Source organism: Citrobacter sp. BIDMC107 (genome assembly GCF_001037575.1).
GTDB lineage: Bacteria > Pseudomonadota > Gammaproteobacteria > Enterobacterales > Enterobacteriaceae > Citrobacter > Citrobacter freundii.
This window is the reverse complement of record NZ_KQ089848.1, coordinates 873,210-896,050: the sequence shown is the minus strand read 5'-3', so window position 1 is coordinate 896,050 and position 22,841 is coordinate 873,210. Positions and strand designations below refer to the sequence as shown.

Below are 22,841 nucleotides of genomic sequence, written 5' to 3'. Positions count from 1 at the left end.
GAGACAGGACAATGAAACTCGAGTTTTCAGTTTATCGCTATAACCCGGATGTTGACGACGCTCCGCGTATGCAGGATTACACCCTGGAGGCGGAAGAAGGGCGCGACATGATGCTGCTGGATGCATTGATGCAGCTGAAAGAAAAAGATCCTTCTCTGTCGTTCCGCCGCTCCTGCCGTGAAGGGGTCTGCGGCTCCGACGGTCTGAATATGAACGGCAAAAATGGACTGGCCTGTATCACACCTATTTCTGCGCTGAATCAGCCGGGCAAGAAAATTGTCATTCGCCCGCTGCCGGGTTTACCGGTTGTGCGCGATTTGGTGGTAGACATGGGGCAATTCTACGCACAGTATGAGAAGATTAAGCCTTACTTGTTGAATAATGGGAAAAATCCGCCGGCTCGTGAGCATTTACAAATGCCTGAGCAGCGTGAGAAGCTCGATGGGCTGTATGAATGTATTTTGTGTGCATGCTGCTCAACGTCCTGCCCATCATTCTGGTGGAATCCGGACAAGTTTATTGGCCCGGCAGGCCTGCTGGCCGCGTATCGCTTCTTAATTGATAGCCGCGATACCGAGACCGACAGCCGCCTGGAAGGTTTAAGTGACGCTTTCAGCGTATTCCGCTGTCATAGCATCATGAACTGCGTCAGCGTATGTCCTAAAGGACTGAACCCGACGCGCGCCATCGGCCATATTAAGTCGATGCTGCTCAAACGTAGTGCGTAAGTTTTTGTAGTCGTTGCCGGGGAAGTGATTCCCCGGTAGTACAGGAAACCTCTAAAAACTGCCATATGAGTAGTAATAATCGAGATGTTCAGAGCGAGACAAGGCCGCAACGCAGTCGTAGCCTGAACAGCGAAGATTATTAGACAGTTTTTAAAGGTTCCTTAGCGGACGCAGATGACACGACAGTCCGCAACAAGTGAACCCCGGCACGCACATCGGTGTGCGTGGTAGTATCCACGGCGAAATACTCGTCATAGTTCACGTTGCATGTGCGTTGGCTGCACTTGCTCACCCTGGTCACTTACTGGATGTAAGCTCCCTGGGATTCGCAAGCTTGCCACCTTCCTGAAACGCGATCTATTTAGAGTATTAAATAAGCAGAAAAGATGCTTAAGGGATCACGATGCAGAACAGCGCTTTGAAAGCCTGGTTGGACTCTTCTTACCTCTCTGGTTCTAACCAGAGCTGGATAGAACAGCTCTATGAAGACTTCTTAACCGACCCTGACTCGGTAGATGCTAACTGGCGTTCGACGTTCCAGCAGTTACCTGGTACCGGAGTCAAACCGGATCAACTCCACTCAAAAACACGTGATTATTTCCGTCGACAGGCGTTGATTACCCCACGTTACTCTTCTTCTATTTCCGACCCTGATGCCAATGTGAAGCAGGTTAAAGTCCTGCAGCTCATTAACGCCTACCGTTTCCGCGGTCATCAGCATGCGAATCTTGATCCGCTGGGACTGTGGCAGCAAGAAAATGTGGCCGATCTGGACCCGTCTTTCCACGATCTGACCGATGCGGATTTCCAGGAAAGCTTTAACGTAGGTTCTTTTGCCGGCGGCAAAGACACCATGAAGCTGAGCGACCTGGTTGTTGCGCTGAAACAAACCTACTGCGGCCCAATTGGCGCCGAGTATATGCACATCACCAGCACCGAAGAAAAACGCTGGCTTCAACAGCGTATCGAGTCTGGCCGTGCCGCATTCAGTACCGAAGAGAAGAAACGCTTCCTGAGCGAACTGACCGCAGCAGAAGGACTGGAACGCTACCTGGGCGCTAAGTTCCCGGGCGCGAAACGCTTCTCGCTGGAAGGCGGTGATGCGTTAATCCCAATGCTCAAAGAGATGATCCGCCACGCTGGTAACAGCGGTACCCGTGAAGTGGTGCTGGGTATGGCGCACCGTGGTCGTCTGAACGTTCTGGTTAACGTACTGGGCAAACGCCCGCAGGAACTGTTCGACGAATTTGCGGGCAAACATAAAGAACACCTCGGCACCGGTGACGTGAAGTACCACATGGGCTTCTCGTCTGATATCGAAACCGAAGGCGGTCTGGTACACCTGGCGCTGGCGTTTAACCCGTCGCACCTGGAAATCGTTAGCCCGGTGGTTATCGGCTCCGTACGTGCACGCCTGGATCGTCTGGACGAGCCGAGCAGCAATAAAGTACTGCCAATCACCATCCACGGCGATGCGGCGGTAACCGGGCAGGGCGTGGTTCAGGAAACCCTGAACATGTCGAAAGCGCGTGGTTACGAAGTGGGCGGTACCGTGCGTATCGTCATTAACAACCAGGTTGGCTTTACTACCTCTAACCCGTTGGATGCGCGTTCTACGCCGTACTGCACCGACATCGGTAAGATGGTTCAGGCGCCAATCTTCCACGTTAACGCGGATGACCCGGAAGCGGTCGCTTTCGTGACGCGTCTGGCGCTGGACTTCCGTAATACCTTCAAACGTGATGTGTTCATCGATCTGGTGTGCTACCGCCGTCACGGCCACAACGAAGCCGACGAGCCGAGCGCAACCCAGCCGCTGATGTATCAGAAAATCAAAAAGCATCCGACCCCGCGTAAAATCTACGCTGACAAGCTGGAAGCGGACAAAGTCGCCACGCTGGAAGATGCGACCGAAATGGTCAATCTGTACCGTGATGCGCTGGATGCTGGCGAATGCGTGGTGAAAGAGTGGCGTCCAATGAACATGCACTCCTTCACCTGGTCGCCGTACCTCAACCACGAGTGGGACGAAAGCTACCCGAACAAGGTTGAGATGAAGCGTCTGCAGGAGCTGGCAAAACGCATCAGCACCGTGCCTGAAGCCGTTGAAATGCAGTCGCGTGTTGCCAAAATTTACGGCGACCGTCAGGCCATGGCCGCAGGCGAGAAGCTATTCGACTGGGGTGGTGCAGAGAATCTGGCTTACGCCACGCTGGTTGACGAAGGCATTCCGGTTCGTCTGTCGGGTGAAGACTCCGGTCGCGGAACCTTCTTCCACCGTCACGCGGTCATTCATAATCAGGCGAACGGTTCAACCTACACGCCGCTGCAGCATGTGCATAACGGCCAGGGCACGTTCCGCGTATGGGACTCCGTACTGTCTGAAGAAGCGGTGCTGGCGTTTGAATACGGTTATGCCACGGCAGAACCGCGCACGCTGACCATCTGGGAAGCGCAATTCGGCGACTTCGCCAACGGTGCGCAGGTGGTTATCGACCAGTTCATCTCTTCCGGCGAGCAGAAATGGGGCCGTATGTGCGGTCTGGTGATGCTGCTGCCGCACGGCTACGAAGGTCAGGGTCCGGAGCACTCCTCCGCGCGTCTGGAACGTTATCTGCAACTTTGCGCTGAGCAAAACATGCAGGTTTGCGTCCCGTCTACCCCGGCACAGGTCTACCACATGCTGCGTCGTCAGGCGCTGCGCGGTATGCGCCGTCCGCTGGTGGTGATGTCACCGAAGTCGCTGCTGCGTCATCCGTTGGCGGTGTCTACGCTGGACGAACTGGCAAATGGCACCTTCCTGCCAGCCATTGGCGAAGTCGATGAACTTGATCCGAAAGGCGTGAAGCGTGTCGTGATGTGTTCTGGTAAGGTTTATTACGACCTGCTGGAGCAACGCCGCAAGAACGACCAAAAAGATGTTGCCATTGTGCGCATCGAACAGCTCTATCCGTTCCCGCATAAAGCGGTGCAGGAAGCGCTGAAACCGTTTGCTCATGTACATGATTTTGTCTGGTGCCAGGAAGAGCCGCTCAACCAGGGCGCATGGTACTGCAGCCAGCATCATTTCCGTGAAGTAATTCCATTTGGGTCAGCTCTGCGTTATGCAGGTCGCCCGGCCTCTGCCTCTCCGGCAGTAGGGTATATGTCCGTTCACCAGAAGCAGCAACAAGATCTGGTAAATGACGCGCTGAACGTCGATTAAATAAAGGATAAATAATGAGTAGCGTAGATATTCTTGTTCCCGACCTGCCTGAATCCGTAGCGGATGCAACGGTTGCAACCTGGCACAAAAAACCGGGCGATGCAGTACGTCGTGATGAAGTACTGGTAGAAATCGAAACTGACAAAGTGGTACTGGAAGTACCGGCATCAGCGGACGGTATTCTTGATGCGGTTCTGGAAGATGAAGGGACAACCGTCACTTCTCGCCAGATCCTTGGTCGCCTGCGTGAAGGCAACAGCACCGGTAAAGAAACCAGCGCTAAGTCTGAAGAGAAAGATTCTACTCCGGCACAGCGCCAGCAGGCGTCTCTTGCTGAGCAGAACAACGATGCCCTGAGCCCGGCGATCCGTCGCCTGCTGGGTGAGCATAACCTCGAAGCCAGCGCTATCAACGGCACCGGTGTCGGCGGTCGTATCACGCGTGAAGATGTTGAAAAACATCTGGCGAAAGCCCCGGCTGCGAAAGCCGAAGCAAAAGCGCCGGCAGCAGCACCTGCACCACAGGCTCAACTGGGCGCGCGTGGCGAAAAACGTGTTCCGATGACCCGTCTGCGCAAACGCGTAGCCGAGCGTCTGCTGGAAGCGAAAAATTCCACCGCCATGCTGACCACTTTCAACGAAGTCAACATGAAGCCAATCATGGACCTGCGTAAGCAATACGGTGATGCGTTCGAGAAACGCCACGGTATCCGTCTGGGCTTTATGTCTTTCTACGTGAAAGCGGTAGTTGAAGCGCTGAAACGCTATCCGGAAGTGAACGCGTCCATCGACGGCGATGACGTGGTTTATCACAACTACTTTGATGTCAGCATGGCGGTCTCCACGCCGCGTGGTCTGGTCACGCCGGTCCTGCGTGATGTGGATCTGCTGGGTATGGCTGACATCGAGAAGAACATTAAAGAACTGGCAGTTAAAGGTCGCGACGGCAAGTTGACGGTTGAAGATCTGACGGGCGGTAACTTCACCATCACTAACGGTGGTGTGTTCGGTTCCCTGATGTCCACGCCGATCATCAACCCACCGCAGAGCGCCATCCTGGGTATGCATGCCATCAAAGATCGTCCGATGGCGGTAGACGGCAAGGTTGAAATCCTGCCGATGATGTATCTGGCGCTGTCTTATGACCACCGTCTGATCGATGGTCGTGAGTCAGTAGGCTTCCTGGTAACCATTAAAGAGTTGCTGGAAGATCCAACGCGTCTGCTGCTGGACGTGTAGTTAATAAGAGTATCACCTGCCCCGTAGGTCTGGATGCTTATCAGACCTACGGGTAAAAGATAACGATTACCTGAAGGATGGACAGAACACATGAACTTACATGAATATCAGGCAAAACAACTTTTTGCCCGCTATGGCTTACCGGCACCGGTGGGTTATGCCTGTACTACTCCGCGTGAAGCAGAAGAAGCCGCTTCAAAAATTGGCGCTGGCCCGTGGGTAGTGAAATGTCAGGTTCACGCTGGTGGCCGCGGTAAAGCGGGCGGTGTGAAGGTTGTGAACAGCAAAGAAGACATTCGCGCTTTTGCTGAACACTGGCTGGGTAAACGTCTGGTTACTTACCAGACAGACGCTCATGGCCAACCGGTAAATCAGATTCTGGTTGAAGCCGCGACCGACATTGGTAAAGAACTTTACCTCGGCGCAGTTGTTGACCGTAGCTCCCGTCGCGTGGTCTTCATGGCCTCTACCGAAGGCGGCGTGGAAATCGAAAAAGTAGCGGAAGAAACCCCGCACCTGATCCACAAAGTGGCGCTCGATCCGCTGGCAGGCCCGATGCCTTACCAGGGTCGCGAGCTGGCGTTCAAACTGGGTCTGGAAGGTAAACAGGTTCAGCAGTTCACCAAGATCTTCATGGGTCTGGCGACTATCTTCATGGAGCGCGACCTGGCGCTGATCGAAATCAACCCGCTGGTTGTCACCAAGCAGGGTGACCTGATCTGCCTCGACGGCAAACTGGGTGCTGACGGCAACGCGCTGTTCCGCCAGGCTGACCTGCGCGAAATGCGCGACCAGTCTCAGGAAGATCCGCGTGAAGCGCAGGCTGCGCAGTGGGAACTGAACTACGTTGCGCTCGACGGCAACATCGGTTGCATGGTTAACGGTGCGGGCCTGGCAATGGGCACCATGGACATCGTTAAGCTGCACGGCGGCGAACCGGCTAACTTCCTCGACGTTGGTGGCGGTGCGACCAAAGAGCGTGTAACCGAAGCGTTCAAAATTATCCTCTCTGATGACAATGTTAAAGCCGTACTGGTTAACATCTTCGGCGGTATCGTACGTTGCGACCTGATCGCCGACGGTATCATCGGCGCGGTAGCAGAAGTAGGTGTAAACGTTCCGGTCGTGGTACGTCTGGAAGGTAATAACGCTGAACTCGGCGCGAAAAAACTGGCTGATAGTGGCCTGAATATTATTGCAGCGAAAAGTCTGACGGATGCAGCTCAGCAGGTTGTTGCCGCAGTGGAGGGGAAATAATGTCAGTTTTAATTAATAAAGATACCAAGGTTATCTGCCAGGGCTTCACCGGTAGCCAGGGGACATTCCACTCCGAACAAGCGATTGCTTACGGTACGCAGATGGTTGGCGGCGTAACGCCAGGTAAAGGCGGCACCACGCACCTGGGCCTGCCGGTGTTCAACACCGTACGTGAAGCCGTAGAAGCGACGGGCGCGACCGCCACCGTTATCTACGTTCCGGCACCGTTCTGCAAAGACTCCATACTGGAAGCGATTGATGCTGGTATCAAACTGATTATCACCATCACCGAAGGTATCCCGACGCTGGATATGCTGACCGTGAAAGTGAAGCTGGATGAAGCTGGCGTGCGCATGATTGGCCCGAACTGCCCAGGTGTTATCACCCCGGGCGAGTGCAAAATCGGCATCATGCCGGGCCACATTCACAAGCCGGGTAAAGTGGGTATCGTTTCCCGTTCAGGTACCCTGACCTATGAAGCGGTTAAGCAGACTACCGACTACGGTTTCGGCCAGTCCACCTGTGTGGGCATTGGTGGCGACCCGATCCCAGGCTCTAACTTCATCGACATTCTGAAGCTGTTCCAGGAAGATCCGCAGACTGAAGCGATCGTCATGATCGGTGAGATCGGCGGTAGTGCAGAAGAAGAAGCCGCTGCATACATTAAGGATCATGTAACCAAGCCGGTTGTGGGTTACATCGCGGGTGTGACTGCGCCGAAAGGTAAGCGTATGGGTCACGCGGGTGCGATCATCGCAGGTGGGAAAGGTACGGCGGATGAGAAATTCGCTGCGCTGGAAGCTGCAGGCGTGAAAACTGTTCGTAGCCTGGCCGATATCGGCGAAGCGCTGAAAACCGTTATTAAGTAATAAATAAAAAACAGCCCTGACTCTCTGCGTAGTCAAGGGCTGGTCCCGTTTCGACATGGTTGGCCATCTGATGATGGCCTTTTTTTATTTTTAGTTATCTGAATCTTGCAAATTACTCATAATCATCTGCATAAATAAGATTATTTTTTGCGGTGAACATCATTCTTTCTCTTGATTAAATTCTGCATATTACCGGCTTTAATTTCATTAATGCCGGAGGATACCGTGTCGTTGAAAATTCAGGATGATTACCTACAACGTTTTTTCTCAATAGCAAAGGTATTTTCCAGTGCGACTGGATTAGCCACCGTCGTGGTTGATGTTACCGGAAAAATTCTCTCGGATTGTCATAATTTTAATTCGTTCTGCACATTAATGCGGGCGGATGAACGCTATTGTGTGAGTTGTCAAAAGTGTGACAAGTATTGTGCTTTTGAAGGATTAAAACACCTTAAACCCAGAATACTCAGCTGTCATGCAGGGCTAAGTCTGTTTTCTATGCCATTAATTCGCGAGGGGCATCTGTACGGTTTTATGCTTTGTGGGCAGGTGCGGGCAAAATATCAGGAATATAAAACTATCATTATTGATAATGAATACTCATGGATGGATGAACCAAAAATAAAAACTGAATGGAGTAAGGTGGCGGTAGTCGATAATAATACGCTGGTGGCATCAGCAAATTTATTGAATTTTATTATTGATAATTTTGAAACAGAACAACTACAATCTGATGAGATTGTTATCCCAGCGACCAGTTACATGCGTCATTATTTTACAGAACCTTCCCGACACGAGAAAAAGCTACTGGCAGCGTTGCGTTATATCGATGAGAATTTGTATGGTGAATTATCCCTGGAATCCGTAGCAGCTCACGTCTGCTTAAGCGCAAACTATTTCAGCCGTTTTTTTAAGAAACGGCAGGGCGTTAACTTTAAAACCTGGGTGAATCAGAAAAAAATGCAAAAAGCGGGGGAGTTATTGCACGATCCCGTTCATTCCATAGACAGCATTGCCCGGAAACTCCAATACGCACAAACCAGCTACTTTTGCCGCGTTTTCCGGGCGGCGCATCAAACGTCGCCCCAGTCTTTTCGTCATGCCAGACTGTCACAGTAAAGGTTTTCTGGCAGCTTGAAGGCTTCAGGGATAAAAGAGAGCCGATCGCTCAGGGTTACCACATCACCAATCACTATCAGTGCAGGGGGAAGGATGTTAGCTTCCTGCGCCTTGCTCAGTAGTGAACCGAGCGTACAGGTCAGTCGGCGTTGATTATCGCGGGTGGCAGACATAATTAGCGCTGCAGGCGTATCTGCTGATTTTCCACCCATCAATAACTCCTCACAGATAAACGCCAGATTGGCGATACCCATGACGATAACCAGCGTACCATTCAGTTTTGCCAGTTGACGCCAGTCCTGCTGTTGGTTGCCCTCCCGTGTATGGCCGGTCACTACGTGAAATCCCGAGGCGAAATCGCGGTGTGTTACCGGAATCCCGGCATAGGTCAGGCCACCAATGGTTGAGCTGATACCCGGCACCACTTCAAACGGGATGCCCGTCTCGACGAGATCCTCAACTTCTTCAGCCCCACGGCCAAAAACATACGGATCGCCACCTTTCAGACGTACAATATTATTGTGAGTTTGGGCATACTGGACAAGCAGCGCATTGATTTCATCCTGGGGTACACAATGGAAGCCTGGGTTTTTGCCGACATTGATAAGCAGGCAATCTGGTAATGCCCATTCCAAAATTTTAGGATTGACCAGCCGATCGTAAATAATGACGTCAGCCTGTTTAATGCACATCATTGCTTTGAGGGTGAGCAATGAAATATCACCGGGACCTGCCCCAACGAGCCAGACCTTTCCGAAAGTTTTCACATTGTGTCCTTTATCACGTCTAACAAAAAAAGGCAGAAACTACATCAAGGAATGATAAAAAGCAGTCGTTTGCCCGTAAGTTATAACGTGAAATTATCCAAAATTATCGCATTGATAATATTGATTAATCTCGCAAAGTTTTTTCTGCAATAAACAAGATGACTTGAAAAATTATTAAGAACTTATTGGCACTATTTGCTTAAGTTTAACCTTATTTAAATTGTGTTTATTGTTTCCCTTAAGTATTATTGGTTAATATTTACCCGTCATCAGTGTGAGTAAATCATGGATTGGATCAATGACATCAATGGATAAAATAAAATATAACTCTCGATGCTTATCTGGGTGTCTTGAATTATTTTTTATAAATTAAACTATTTTTGTACGCTGCAAATGGAAGAGGTTATGAGAGGAAAAATACCCAAGACGGAGTTGCTGGTAACTTTTGAAGTGGTTGCGCGTCACGAAAGTTATACCCGGGCAGCTGAAGAGCTGGCTTTAACACAAAGTGCTGTTTTCCGCCAGGTAAATGCACTGGAGGATTTTCTCAATACCGCGCTATTTAATCACGCCAAAAAACGCATTTTTTTAAATGCGGCGGGCAAACACTATTTAAGCATCGTTAAAGAAACGTTAAATAAGCTTGAACGAGATACGACGACGATAATGACCTGGCAGCCGACGGTACAGGTTATTGAGCTGGCGGTGAATCCGACGTTCAGCACGCACTGGCTGATCCCAAACCTGCGGGAATTTAACAAACTTAATCCTGATATTATCGTGAACATTCATTCCCTGGCGAATATTGGTGATTTTCTCAATCGAGAGTATGACGCGGCAATCATGCGCGAAGACTTTTATTCGCCATGGTCAGGGGTTGAGTACCTGTTTGAAGAGGAGATTCTGCCGGTATGCAGTCGCTGTTTGCTGGCCGAACCGGAACGAAAACTGGCGGTAAACGAATTACTAAACGAATTCCCGCTATTGCACCAAAGCACGCGCATCAAAGGGTGGCAGGAATGGTTTGCGCTGTCAGATGTCAGCAGTCCGTTGGTGAATAAAGGTCCGAGATTTGATTTGTTATCGATGCTGATCGCGGCGGTCCGCTCTAATCTGGGCGTTGCGCTGCTCCCGCGTTTTGCCATTCAGCACGATCTGGACAGTGGCGATATGGTCATTCCTTGCGATGTTCCGATGCGTACCGGGAATCGATTTATTATGACGTGGCGTGAAGAAAAATCGGAATCCGAGCATTTACAGATTTTCCGCAACTGGTTGCTCAGTAAGTCCGTAGTATCGGCTGCCTGAGGGTGGCTTATGCCTTATCAGGCCTACAACGATGGGTAGGCCGGATAAGACGCGTTAGCATCGTTATCCGGCAAAAGAACGGCTACCAGTCGATCCCAATCTGTGCCTGAATACCGCGGTCAAACGCGTGTTTGACCGGGCGTATTTCACTGACCGTATCGGCCAGTTCCAGTAACAGCGTATGGCATCCGCGTCCTGTGACGATAACGCTCTGACCGGCAGGACGATTTTCGATGGCGCTGATAACCTCTTGCGTATCCAGATAGTGGTAAGCCAGCATGTAGGTGAGTTCATCCAGCACCACTAGATCGTAATGCGCATCAGCCAGCATGCGCTTACTTTCCTGCCAGACAACCGTTGCCGCCTCGATATCTGCTTGCCGATTTTGGGTTTCCCAGGTAAATCCGGTACCCATAATATGGAATTCGACGCCGAGCGGTTGCAGTGTGTTGTACTCACCATTATCCCACTGACCTTTAATAAACTGCGCGATGCCAACGGTTTTTCCGTGACCCACTGCGCGCGTTGCCGTGCCAAAGGCTGCGGTGGATTTTCCTTTTCCGTTGCCGGTGAAGACAATCAGGATCCCTTTCTTCTCCGTTGCCGCCGCTACGCGGGTATCAACCTGCTCTTTCAGCTTCTGCTGACGCTGACGGTGTCTGTCGTTATTGGCGCGCGCTTCCATGGAAACTCCTTAATGCCCTGCCGGACAGGTTGCGCAGCGATGCTGCTGCTCGAACTGGCTGAAGAAGTTATTACCTTTGTCATCCACTAATACGAAGGCGGGCATATTTTTAACTTCCATCATCCACACCGCTTCCATTCCCAGTTCTGGATATTCAAGACACTGCAGACTCTTCACGTACTGTTGCGCCAGTAGGGCTGCGGCACCGCCAATGCTGCCGAGGCTAAATCCACCGTGTTTGTGACAGGCATCAGTGACCTGCTGGCTGCGGTTACCCTTGGTGAGCATAATGAGGCTGCCGCCTTGTGCCTGGAAAGCATCGACATACCCATCCATGCGCCCGCCGGTGGTGGGTCCCATTGAGCCACAGGCCTGATTTTCCGGGGTTTTGGCTGGACCAGCATAGTAAACGATATGCTTTTTCATGTATTCCGGCATCGGTTCACCGTTATCCAGTCGCGCTTTGATGTTCGCGTGAGCGATATCGCGAGCCACAACAATCGGGCCGCTTAACGACAGACGTGTACCAATGGGCAAGGCGGAGAGATCATGCAGAATCTCGCGCAGCGGACGGTTCAGATCCAGTTGTACGGTCTGGGCGCCGTTTTCTACCCGGTGAGAATCGGGGATAAATTTGCCCGGATTATGCTCGAGTTTTTCCAGCCAGATACCGTGTTTATTAATTTTGGCTTTAATATTGCGGTCGGCAGAGCAGGAGAGGGCCATCGCGATTGGGCAGGAGCCGCCGTGGCGCGGTAAGCGAATTACGCGAATATCGTGGGCAAAGTATTTACCGCCAAACTGCGCCCCGATGCCAAACTCACGGCTGGCATTGAGCAACTCGGCTTCCAGCGCCGTATCACGGAACGCCTGGCCCAGCTCGTTCCCGCTGGTGGGCAGATTATCGTAATATTTGGTTGAAGCCAGTTTGGCGACTTTCAGCGTCTGGTCGGCGGATAAGCCCCCAACCACAAAAGCGATGTGATACGGCGGGCAAGCGGCTGTACCCAGTGATTTCATTTTTTCGATCAGGAACGCAGTGAGCTTTTCCGGCTGCAGAATGGATTTGGTTTCCTGGAATAACGCCGCCTTATTGGCAGAACCGCCGCCTTTGTTGACGAACAGGAATTTATATTCATTGCCCGGCGTGGCGCTGATGTCGATTTGTGCCGGCAGGTTTGTCTGAGTATTGACCTCGGTATACATGTCCAGCGGGGCATTTTGCGAGTAACGCAGATTGTTTTCGGTGAAGGTGGTATACACGCCTTTGCTTAAGGCTTCGGCGTCATCGCCGCCGGTCCAGACATGTTGCCCTTTGCTGGCCACAATGGTTGCCGTCCCGGTGTCCTGGCAGTTAGGCAGTACACCTTTAGCTGAAACCTCTGCATTGCGCAGCAGCTGCAATGCGACGTACTTATCGTTACCGCTGGCCTGTGGGTCGTGCAAAATGCTGGCAATCTGTTTTAAATGTCCGGCGCGCAGGAAAAATGAAGCCTCATAAAACGCCTGCTGTGCTAACAAGGTTAACGCTTCCGGTGCAACCTTGATAACTTCCTCTCCGTCTAACTCCGTTACCGTAACGTGCTGGTTACTGAGTAATTCATATTCGGTACTATCTTTACTCTGAACAAAGAGTTCCTGCCAGACAAATGGTTTAGACATGTTTACTTCTCACCTCTTCGTATTGTTTGCCGGATAAGCAATGTGCCATCCGGCGTAAAGTTATTTGGCTAAAAAGACGTTGGCTTTTGTCGCTTCGGCGACATATTCGATAGTTTTCTGGGCACGAACGCTGTTTCCGGCTTCATCAAGCGGCGGAGAATAGACCGCAATCGCATATTCGCCTGGGACGACGGCAACCATGCCGCCGCCGACGCCGCTTTTCGCCGGAATGCCAACGGTGTACAGCCATTTACCGCTGCCGTCGTACAGTCCGGCAATTGCCATTTCTGTCAGTACCTGTGGAACATATTTCTCATTCAGCAACTGTTTGCCGTTGAACGGAGATTTGCCTTTGTTCGCCAGTACGGCACCCATTTTGGCCAGTTGCTCAACGGTGATATCCACCGAGCACTGGCGGGTATAAATTTCAACGGCTTCGTCAGTGTTGCCATAGAAGCTGTTATAGGATTCCATCAGTTTGGCCAGCGCCTGATTGTGCTGGTTGGTTTCCATTTCAGATTTGAAAACCGGTTCGTTTACGGTGAGAGTGGCATCGGCCCAGACGTTCAGGTTGTCGAGGATTTTGTTCCAACGATCGGTTTTGTCTTTGGCTTCAATCAGGCTAACGGTGCTCATGGCCCCGGCGTTTACCAGTGGGTTTTCAGGCGCGCCTTTGGTCAGTTCAACGGCCAAACCTGAGTTGAACGGCATGCCGGTGGCATTGGCGCCAAGTTTATCCAGCACTACCTGTGGACCGTGCTGCTCCATGGCGAGCGCCATGGTGAACACTTTACTCAGGGATTCCATTGGGAAAGGTTTGTTAACATCGCCAACCTGGTAGATCTTGCCGTCCACCGTCGCAATGGTGATGGCAAAATTTTTCGGGCTATAGGTCGCCAGAGCAGGGATGTAGTCGGCGACTTTTCCATCGTTATTACTTTTGTACTTCTGATGAGCCTGTTCTATCAGCTTGGCGTAGTCGGGCGTGGTTTGCGCGAATGTAGTTGCGCTAAACAAGACGCTGAAAGAAAAGAGACTCACGCCGATAATTGTTTTATTCATTGTGCGTTCCTGTTGGTGTGCTCATCTTGATGCCGGATGGCGGCGTACCGCCTAATCCGGCCGACGGATAGTTAAACGTTATGTAGGCCGGATAAGCGCAAGCGCCATCCGGCAATAACGTAGTATCAGGACAAAGCGACTTCCGTTTCGGTAACCGGGCGTTCCTGTTCCGGTGACTTCACTGGCGCAGTTCCACGGCAACCCTGGCCGAAGTGTTCGCCTTCCCAACGGCCCACAATGGCAGCGCCCATGGCGTTACTCATGACGTTGGTAGCGGAACGACCCATATCGAGGAACGGATCGACGCCCATCAGCAGGATCAAACCCGCTTCCGGAATGTTGAACTGGTTCAGGGTAGCGGCGATAACGACCATCGAGGCACGCGGTACACCCGCCATCCCTTTAGAAGTCAGCATCAGAATTAACAGCATGGTAATTTGCTCGCCCATGCTCAGTTCGATGTTGCACGCCTGAGCAATAAAGACAGTGGCAAAGGAGCAATAAGCCATGGAGCCGACCAGGTTAAAGGAGTAACCGATAGGCAGAACGAAGCTGGCGATTTTTGAAGAAACACCGAATTTTTCCAGCTTGTCCAGCGTACCCGGGAAGGCGGCTTCAGAGCTTGAAGTGGTAAAGGCCAGCAGAGCGGGTTCGAGGATTGATTTAGTTAACCGTGCGATGCAAGGCCCGACGATCATAGTAGACAGGCCAATCAGGATCGCCCACAGCATACCCAGCGTCAGGTAGAACTCACCCATGAAGATCCCGGCGCTAACCATCACACCCAGACCACGTTCGGCAATCAGACCTGAAATAGCGGCAAAAACGGTCAGTGGCGCAAACAGCATGACGTAACCCGTCAGCTTCAGCATCACGTGCACCAGTGAATCCAGCACTTTCACAATAGGGTCGGCTTTTTCACCAATCGCAGCGAGGCTGCAACCAAGGAAGATGGAGAACACGACGATCTGCAGAATTTCGTTACGCGCCATCGCATCGACAATACTGGTCGGTACCGCGTGTGAGATGAACACTTTCAGCGTGAATGGCTCTGACTTAACGGCGGCAACAGCGCCGACATCATGTGGCACAAAGTTGATACCTGCGCCTGGCTGGAAGATATTTACGATAACCAGACCCAGCGCGATTGACAGCAATGACGCGCAAATAAACAGGAAGAAGGTTTTCGAAAATATACGTCCCAGCGTTTTGGCATCGCCCATTTTGGCAATACCCACAACCAGAGTTGAAATAACCAATGGTGCGATAATCATTTTCACCATACGTAAGAATATAGTGGTAAAAATGGAAATGTCTGCTGCATAAGATTTTGCTGTTTCAGCCGCGGCCATATTATTTATGGCCACCCCGGCAATCATGCCGAGTATCAGGCCTAATATGATCATCTTCGTTAAACTTATTTTCTTCATGTGTACTCCATCGGATAAAGGTTGGTAATTGGAATTGTGTAGGGTGGCGTGCGCCTGAGCCTGGACAGCAGCTTAGACGCACGCCTGTTGTGACCAACCGCATGAATAATTCGAAGCACTGTGATACAGCTGAATTCTGTGCCCCAATGGTTGTTATTGTGTTTTTTGTTACAAGTCGAACTCAATACTTAATAATGGTGCGTGTTGCTGTGCACCATAAACATCATTGTCACCGACGTTACCGGAAATAATATCGCGCGGCATGACGATTTTTACGGCATTCGCCGGATCGAACCATACAATATTGTGAATAAAGTCAGGTTTAACGTTATATAAACCGGCAATAAGCTGCGGTGTTAATTGCTCTGAGCGTTTTACGCGCTGATAATCTTCCCGGGTTTTAAATAAAATATCTAAAACCAGTTCGTACGGTCCGGCGTTTTTCGAGCGAATAACTTGTGCCAGTGAACAAATTGAGTGTTTCATGCCTGAACTCCTTCTGGCGTCACCTGTTCAATGTGGAAATCAAAACGCAGCGCATCGCTCGCTTCAATCAGGTGATAGATCGAGAACTCATACACCGGTCCACTCTGAATATCAGATGGCGAGAACGGGAAGGCGAGGTTGCCCGCAGTCGCAATGCGATTTTCATAGCCGTAGTGCAGCAGGGTAGAGCGCACCAGCGAGCAAACGCTGTTGGCGATGTCCTGCGTCGGCGCAACGACATCCAGTAAAATTCCCAGTTCATGGCCCGCAGTTTTCATCGGTTCATGGTTGCCCATCACACCGTTCTTACCGTACAAGTGGAACGTCATGCGGATACTGTCGTCGTTCAGGGAGAGGTTACGTGCAACGCTTGCCTGTACCTCTTCAAGAATCGTGTCAATCCCGGCAATCATAATCGGGTCGCGTGTTCCGGCGATGGTCAGGCAACGGAAGCCAACCTGGCGTGCACCTTCCAGTTTCAACGCATACGGTGTTTCTTCATGGCGTGAACCGCTGACATACACTTCACCCTCGTTAACCTGGGTAAAGGTGCACGCTTTCAGGTTCAGCACACCGCCTGGCCCTGGCAGGAAGTAAGGATCTGACTTCTCGTACAGGGTGTGCGCCGCAGCAGAAGTTTCAGTAAACTTACGCTTGGGATTGAACGCCTTCAGCGTAAAGCCGTTGTCGTCGATAATCCCCATCGCACAATCGGAGCCGGAGCCAGGGGTGGCGGCAATGGCAGCACACTCAAGGATCTTACCGCAATGAAGCGCCAGACCTTCATCAAAGCCCTGCATAATCGGCAGCGCGGCGAAGCAGGCCGGATCGTAGGCACGTCCGCCCAGGACCACCTGTGCACCGGCTTTCAGCGCACGCTGGAAAGGCTCGACGCCCATCTGCGCGACAATGTAGGTGCTCTCTTCAATGGCCTCGTGAGTCAGTTCAGGCACAAAATCGAGCGCGGTGATTTTGCCGTTATCCAGTGCCTGATGAACGATTTCTTTGTCGACATCAGACGGAATTAGCGCCATTGAGAAAGACAGTTTTTCTTCCTGTGCGATCTCATGGATTATTTGGCGACACCACTCCAGATGCGGAGCTGCGCCAGAACCACCGGCTGTGCCGATCACTACCGGGATGTTGTTCTTAACGCCTGCCACAATCATATAGCGCAGATCGCGTTTCACACCGGCCCTGTCAGTAAAGGGTTTACCTGCCCCCAGGTAGTGAGGGCCAGGATCGGAGGAACCTGCGTCAACAGCAATAAGATCCGGTGACTCTTCCATGGCTTTACGAAAACTTTCTTCCGGGAAGCCATAACCCAGGATAGCCGTAGGCGATAAGATCTTAAATATGCGTGCCATCTCTTAATCCTTAGTTTGCAACAGCGCGATGGTGCGGTTCATTTCGTTAAACACGATGTTGAGACCTTCATCGAAACCCATACCCGGTTTGATCAGCATGCGCATTGGACGCGCGGCCAGCGCGACGTGTACGCAGGTACGAGCACTGATTTCCGTTTCGTTACAGGTACCGCCCTGATAGGCTTCCATTCCGTGTTTGTTGCAATACAGCACTGCATCAACGATGTTGTGAATACCGCCCAGATCCGGGGTTTTAATCTGCACCATGTGGCAGCTGCCCGCGTCGGTGAAGTCCACGATGTCCTGATAGGTGTTACACCATTCATCCGCAACGATTTTCACGCCGGAACCCAGACGAGTCAGCTCCTGAGTGATCTCGGTTAACATGCGGATCTGATCCGGCTTGTTACCGGCATCAACCGGGCCTTCAATGTACAGCGGTAGACCTTGAGCTTCGGCTTCCAGGCTGGCGATGTATTCGGCGCAACGCACTGGATCCATATCGAAGATCAGACCAATGGTGCCGTAGACATCAATATGCAGCGTCGGGTGATAGCTTTCGTTGGTGCGCAGGCTCAGGATGCGGTTAGACAACCAGCGGACGTACTCACGCAGTTTTTCACCTTTAAAGCCCAGTTTCTCTTCAACGTTATTGATCAGGGCATGCGGCAGGACATCCACACCTTTGAGGATCATCTTGTCGACGGCGATATAACGGTCGTCGCCGCTCTGACCAAATAACGGAATGGCTTCCGGAACGCATGGCAGTTGCCATTCATCACAAACCACTTCGGCTTTCAGACGACCGGTAGCCAGTGCCGCCGCGTCGAGCAGTGCCTGAGACAGACCATAACGTACGGCGGTATGCAGCAGATGGCCGTCAATACGCAATTCATCAAAGAAACGGGCGTTGGTCAGGAACGAATCAACGTCACGACCTTCCAGCAACGGCTTGATGTGGTCGTTGAGAAACGGAATGAAGTTTTCAGCCAGGAACAGCGGGTCACGACCGCCTGCACCTGAATATTGCACCGCTGCGCAATCGCCCACAGCTACCGCACCGTTTTCCAGAATCAGTTGTACGGAAACACATTCACCCGCCTGACGAACAGAGGTAAATCCAGGCGTGACCGGATCGCCGGTGTAGATAAACCCGTCATGACCGGCGCCATTTTTGATGGCCTGCTGATCGTCAAAATAAAATGAGGAGTAGCCAGCGGTGAAAAGGGCCTTTTTGATTTTCATTATGGTCTTCCTATTAATTTACTGTGGGATACGGCGTTGATGTCATCAATGACCATCTGGAAAGAAGGCTTGCGGCCTTCAAAATGTGCGCGCTCTGCGACATAGTCGTGGTGCAGGGCGAGAATATCTTTCGGCAGCGGCACGGCACCGGCTTCAAGAATACGGATTGCGCCTGTGTTATCGCGAACAGGCAGGATCTTACCGGCGTTACAGGCGGCAGGAGCGAAAGGTACATCCAGCACGCCAGCTTCAAAGGCCAGCACCGTACCGCGCGCAATGTCGCCATTGCCCAGTTCGAAGACTTTCTTCAACACCGCGCGGACTTCGCTCTTAATCAGGTCAACTTCCTGCTCCACGGCAGCGCACTGCGGGAATTTCTGGTCGCTGACCATGTTGAGCATCTGGCGTGACGCTTTCAGACCCTGGGCGTTAGCTGCCGCAGTTGGGATACCGAACGCTTCGTGCGGGCTTTTGGTGATCACTTTTGTGGCACCCGACATACCAGCAACCGCTGCACCCCAGGCGATAACGGAGAAGGCTTTCGCTTCATCTTCCGGGAATCCGCCCATCCACTGGTGGAAAACGGTGCTCAGTTCGTAATCGTCGAAGCCATGGTTATGGAAGTATTCGTGGGACAGTTCACGCAGCGCCTGAATAGCGGCGATATCCTGCGTCAGGCTACCGACCTGGCCGTAGCCGACGGTAATGGATTTCACGCCTTGTTCCAGCGCCAGCAGACCTTCAATAATCGCCACCGAGTGGGACATAAACGGCGGGATCAGGGTACCGGTCAGCGGGCCAAACGGCTCACGGTTGATGCGAATGCCGTTCTCTTCGTACAGACCCATCAGACGGTCGCAGTACTGCCAGTCGCGAATGGATTTTTCCAGGGTGACGCGTTTGGCGTAAGGGATGTTGTAGGAGATACCGCCGCCTTCGTAGCTGGTGAAGCCACTGGCCATGGCGATTTCTGCCAGCAGGCGCGCATCCGGCGTACCGTGGCGAACCTGGATCGGTTTTTCCAGCGATTCAGTCATCCGGCGGCAGGCAGCAACCCCGTGATTGACGACTGGTAAACCATTCAGCTTGGAAGTACCTGCTTCGATGGATTTCTGGATCCCGACAGCGGCTTCTTCATAGCGGTTCAGACGGGTATAGGCATCGATAGTACTCGGCAGGAGGTCGCACTCTTCCTGCAATGTTTTGAGCAGCGCAATATGCTCATCCATTAATGCTACGCCTGCACGCGGCTGGCTCAGGGTTTTACCTTCCTGATCGGCTTTCAGCAGGGCAAGGGAGAAGCGTTTTTTATCTGGAATAGATTGCTGGTACTTCACGCCATCTTCGAAGTTCTCAACGTCTTTGCCGGTTTCCCAGGTTTGTAATACCTGATGCCTTTCGGTCATGAATTCGTCATGGGTCAATTTTTTATTTCGAAGTTCCATTCGTAGCTGCCTTAAGTTTTATAGGGTTAAACACTGAATGCTGGTGCGAGCAGCGGCTTGCGGGTACAGCCTGGCGACGTTTGCCAGAAGCGGGAGCAGGCCATTTGAATCGCGGTAATACTCAAACTGATTCGGTAACAGAATTCTTTTCCCCTGGTCGTCCAGCTCCCGGTATTTGAGCCAGTTATGGATATCGAACTGGCTGGCGCGAGAGAGCCATCCCCCTGAACCGACGACTTTGCGTACGGTGGTGAGATCGCGACCCATCTGTAAATCCACGTTACCCACGCAGGTGCAAACCTGCTTTTTAGTGCCCGCGTGGCGCTCAGCGGCATAGCCCACGCATAAACCTGCCAGCAGGGTGTCGTAATATTTCTCTTCCTCACTGAGTGGCAGGTAATCCGGTTGCCCTACCAGATGGCGCAGGTAGCGATAAAACGCTTCCTCACGTTGCGGTTGTTGGGCGAAGATGACTTTCACCATATCCTGCGTGCTTTCTCCCACCACGACGGCGGAAACGCGCATGCCCAGGTCGCCTTCTACGGTACGTTTGACGAACGGTTCAGGAACACCATGCAGGACGGTATCGGGGGAGAGGGTATTCGCGCTTGCCGAATAGACATCCGTGGTGGCTCCGCCCATATCAATCAGCATGAATTCCTTCCATGCGCTGTCGTAATCGCTAATGGCTTTGACTAACTCATAGACCGTCCATGGCGTCGGCATTGGCTCTTCGCCTGTTTCGCCAACAATGACGTCCAGACCTTTGCCTTTGACAATACGTGACAAGAACACATCACAAATCGCCTGGCGTGCGGCAAACGGATTCGGGTGATCGAGGTCAGGCAGAATGTTGTCTACCGTGGTCAAATCCTTATGTCCCAGAATCGTTTGTATTTCGTCCTGAATGTCCCGGTTTCCGGCGTAGATAATGGCGCAATCAAGCTTTGAGCCTGCCAACGCATGCGCATTCGCCAGGCCGTAACTTTCTTCGCCACCGTCTGTACCGCCGGTAAACAGCAGAATATCTGGAGGGGATGACTCCAGCTCCTGGATGTCATGACGGTTCAGCTTGTACGAATAATATTGCGCGATTTTCGCTCCTGCCGAATGGGCGGTAACTTTTGCCGATTCCAGCGTAATGGAAGGCACCAGCCCCATTGCTGCAACGGCAAGCCCACCTTTCGCTGAGGAGGAGTATTTCAACTGCACTTCACCACTTTTCAGTAACGGGCGAGCATCGGCAACATTCAGCACCTGATTCAGGCTGGCAAAAAAACCGTCTGCCAGATGATGTGTGGTGGTTGGGGTCAGGACATGGTTTATCAGGGTTAAATCCTCGCCTTCATGGGCGAAGAGGGCTGCCTTGGTCCATGTCGAGCCGATATCGACAGAAACTGTTTGCATCAGATGGCCTCTTCCAGGCAACGCTGTTCGAGGCCATTGTGTTGGTGAATATCATTAGTGATAAGCGCGCAAACATCTTCCAGATCGTGACTGGGGGCGAAGACCCGGTTAAAGCCCATCTCTTTAAACTTTACTTCCACATCGGCGAAGTCATGTTTACCGACGACCAGGTTGCCGCCGACGTACAGCAGAATGTCGCCAAGGCCGCGTTCGATGCAGCGCTCACGTAATCCGAGGCAATCAATGTCGCCATGACCGTAGATAGAGGACACCACGATGGCATCGGCGCCTGTTTCAATCGCAGCATCAATATATTCATCCTGGCTCACCATCACCCCGAGGTTGATTACGTGAAAATCATGAGCGGTAAAAACGCGATCCAGAACTTTATTACCTACTGCATGGCAGTCAGCACCGATGACGCCAATAACAAGTGTAGATTTCTTCATGGGTAATCCTCTGTAGGGCTGATGGTCAATAAGTGAAATTATTTTCTAATATTTAGAACATGGATTGTGACAACCTCTTAATAGGGTTGGAGTTTCTGTGGAAGCGAAAAAGGAAGCAATTGATCTATTTTCAAAATATCCTGAGAAAAATGATTGTTATATTTGGTTGTTATAAAATCCCTTTATAATCAGTGGGATGTATCATATTTTCTTGGCCGGTTTTAATTTATTAGAAAAATGGGTAATAAATTACTTGCCATGTTTGTGATCGAAATCTTATTTTGTTATGCGCGCCATTTATGTCGTGTTTTTAATAATTTCAAAAATCACAATTACTAATTAACTTGTGAACGACGTAACGGTTTTTTATTTTTTAATCTTATATGTCACAATTCATTTTTGTTAATTTTAGGATAAAAATGATAATGAAATGTTTGTGGCATATTTAATCTTTGCCACATAAGTGCAGAGTGGGCGTTAAAGATAACTTTCAGTGATGATTTAAGCGAAACGCCAGCGTTTTCTCGCAGAACACCAAACGCAATGCATCGGTCAATGTGGAACGTTTTCTCTTCCAGCTGAGATAGTTACATCTCGGTGTTAATTATAAGTAAAATTTAAATGAATAATTTGTATGAAATAACAAGTCCATGACTTGCTAAACAAAAAACTGTGAGCTACCTAGCATTAGTGATTCTTTATCTGCTATCAATTTTGTCAGCCGGGCTGGTTAAAAGATCGTGTACATTTAAATAAATATCCTATCATTTGTAGTAACGGCAATTACTCATTGAAAAACATGTTGTTAACATCGCATTCACTAGTCATGCGAGTGTTAAACACTATTAACATTAAATTTGAAAATTGATTTAAATCAATGTTTAAAACTTGGAAAACAGCATCAAAAGAGGTTAAATTGCTGCAGATCAAATTGGTCTGAAAGTGGTAAATTAGCTATAAATTGATCGCTATCGAAAAATGCAAATTTGTCTCGATAAAAACCTGTTTATTGTAAGGATTTTACGGCGTAATATAATTGCGGGATCAATTTGAGTGTTTTATTAACATGTTTGTAACCTTTCTCCATTGTCCTTTCTTCACAAGAGAAGAAA

General features: G+C 50.9%; 18 protein-coding genes. 7 read left to right on the top strand and 11 right to left on the bottom strand.

Annotated elements, in window-relative coordinates:
- Positions 1–11 precede the first annotated feature (11 nt).
- The 6 genes from sdhB to SK39_RS04265 all read left to right on the top strand — a co-directional run bounded on the left by sdhB (position 12) and on the right by SK39_RS04265 (position 8,416).
- Entirely contained in the window at positions 12–728 is a 717-nt protein-coding gene (gene sdhB, locus SK39_RS04290; protein ID WP_003022921.1) for a succinate dehydrogenase iron-sulfur subunit SdhB, read from the top strand.
- Between the two features lie 403 nt (positions 729–1,131).
- Positions 1,132–3,933 (top strand): 2-oxoglutarate dehydrogenase E1 component, encoded by a 2,802-nt coding sequence (gene sucA, locus SK39_RS04285; RefSeq protein ID WP_044701036.1) that lies wholly within the window; start codon positions 1,132–1,134, stop codon positions 3,931–3,933.
- Between the two features lie 14 nt (positions 3,934–3,947).
- A complete protein-coding gene (gene odhB, locus SK39_RS04280) occupies positions 3,948–5,171 on the top strand; it encodes a 2-oxoglutarate dehydrogenase complex dihydrolipoyllysine-residue succinyltransferase (RefSeq protein WP_003022925.1) in 1,224 nt (407 codons plus the stop codon).
- 90 nt (positions 5,172–5,261) lie between these two features.
- A complete protein-coding gene (gene sucC / locus SK39_RS04275) occupies positions 5,262–6,428 on the top strand; it encodes an ADP-forming succinate--CoA ligase subunit beta (protein ID WP_032938507.1) in 1,167 nt (388 codons plus the stop codon).
- Positions 6,428–7,297 carry a succinate--CoA ligase subunit alpha gene (sucD, locus tag SK39_RS04270; protein WP_003022929.1) on the top strand — a complete coding sequence of 290 codons (870 nt, stop codon included), beginning with the start codon at positions 6,428–6,430 and terminating at the stop codon, positions 7,295–7,297. The genes sucC and sucD overlap by 1 nt, the downstream gene beginning before the upstream one ends.
- Positions 7,298–7,522: 225 nt before the next feature.
- Complete coding sequence (locus SK39_RS04265; protein ID WP_032938506.1) at positions 7,523–8,416, top strand: PocR ligand-binding domain-containing protein; 894 nt, start codon at positions 7,523–7,525, stop codon at positions 8,414–8,416.
- Here SK39_RS04265 and cobA read toward each other — a convergent pair.
- Positions 8,395–9,183 carry a uroporphyrinogen-III C-methyltransferase gene (gene cobA, locus SK39_RS04260; protein ID WP_003835432.1) on the bottom strand — a complete coding sequence of 263 codons (789 nt, stop codon included), beginning with the start codon at positions 9,181–9,183 and terminating at the stop codon, positions 8,395–8,397. The two genes, SK39_RS04265 and cobA, sit on opposite strands and share 22 nt — an antisense overlap.
- Positions 9,184–9,588: 405 nt before the next feature.
- On the opposite strand from cobA, the gene SK39_RS04255 reads away from it, so the two are divergent.
- Positions 9,589–10,491: a LysR substrate-binding domain-containing protein gene (locus tag SK39_RS04255; RefSeq protein WP_003022936.1), complete on the top strand. Its 903-nt coding sequence runs from the start codon at positions 9,589–9,591 to the stop codon at positions 10,489–10,491.
- A gap of 82 nt (positions 10,492–10,573) precedes the next feature.
- On the opposite strand, the gene cobO is transcribed toward SK39_RS04255, so the two are convergent.
- The 10 genes from cobO to glmS all read right to left on the bottom strand — a co-directional run bounded on the left by cobO (position 10,574) and on the right by glmS (position 21,729).
- Positions 10,574–11,176 (bottom strand): cob(I)yrinic acid a,c-diamide adenosyltransferase, encoded by a 603-nt coding sequence (gene cobO / locus SK39_RS04250; RefSeq protein ID WP_003022939.1) that lies wholly within the window; start codon positions 11,174–11,176, stop codon positions 10,574–10,576.
- Between the two features lie 9 nt (positions 11,177–11,185).
- Positions 11,186–12,838 (bottom strand): class I fumarate hydratase, encoded by a 1,653-nt coding sequence (locus SK39_RS04245; protein ID WP_003835428.1) that lies wholly within the window; start codon positions 12,836–12,838, stop codon positions 11,186–11,188.
- 60 nt (positions 12,839–12,898) lie between these two features.
- Positions 12,899–13,900, bottom strand: a complete 1,002-nt coding sequence (gene glsA / locus SK39_RS04240) for a glutaminase A (RefSeq protein ID WP_048216693.1) — start codon at positions 13,898–13,900, stop codon at positions 12,899–12,901.
- A 125-nt stretch (positions 13,901–14,025) separates the two neighbouring features.
- Positions 14,026–15,330: a dicarboxylate/amino acid:cation symporter gene (locus SK39_RS04235; RefSeq protein WP_003022946.1), complete on the bottom strand. Its 1,305-nt coding sequence runs from the start codon at positions 15,328–15,330 to the stop codon at positions 14,026–14,028.
- A 168-nt stretch (positions 15,331–15,498) separates the two neighbouring features.
- Positions 15,499–15,816 (bottom strand): DUF4387 domain-containing protein, encoded by a 318-nt coding sequence (locus tag SK39_RS04230; protein ID WP_008320068.1) that lies wholly within the window; start codon positions 15,814–15,816, stop codon positions 15,499–15,501.
- On the bottom strand, positions 15,813–17,183 hold the full coding sequence (locus SK39_RS04225) for an acyclic terpene utilization AtuA family protein (protein WP_048216692.1): 1,371 nt from the start codon (positions 17,181–17,183) through the stop codon (positions 15,813–15,815). The genes SK39_RS04230 and SK39_RS04225 overlap by 4 nt, the downstream gene beginning before the upstream one ends.
- 3 nt (positions 17,184–17,186) lie before the next feature.
- Complete coding sequence (locus tag SK39_RS04220) at positions 17,187–18,428, bottom strand: methylaspartate ammonia-lyase (protein WP_003022953.1); 1,242 nt, start codon at positions 18,426–18,428, stop codon at positions 17,187–17,189.
- Positions 18,428–19,873, bottom strand: coding sequence for a methylaspartate mutase subunit E (locus SK39_RS04215; RefSeq protein ID WP_003022957.1), 1,446 nt, complete (start codon positions 19,871–19,873; stop codon positions 18,428–18,430). The genes SK39_RS04220 and SK39_RS04215 overlap by 1 nt, the downstream gene beginning before the upstream one ends.
- An 18-nt stretch (positions 19,874–19,891) precedes the next feature.
- Positions 19,892–21,280: a methylaspartate mutase accessory protein GlmL gene (gene glmL / locus SK39_RS04210; protein ID WP_003835417.1), complete on the bottom strand. Its 1,389-nt coding sequence runs from the start codon at positions 21,278–21,280 to the stop codon at positions 19,892–19,894.
- Positions 21,280–21,729, bottom strand: a complete 450-nt coding sequence (gene glmS / locus SK39_RS04205) for a methylaspartate mutase subunit S (RefSeq protein ID WP_003022963.1) — start codon at positions 21,727–21,729, stop codon at positions 21,280–21,282. The genes glmL and glmS overlap by 1 nt, the downstream gene beginning before the upstream one ends.
- Positions 21,730–22,841 lie beyond the last annotated feature (1,112 nt).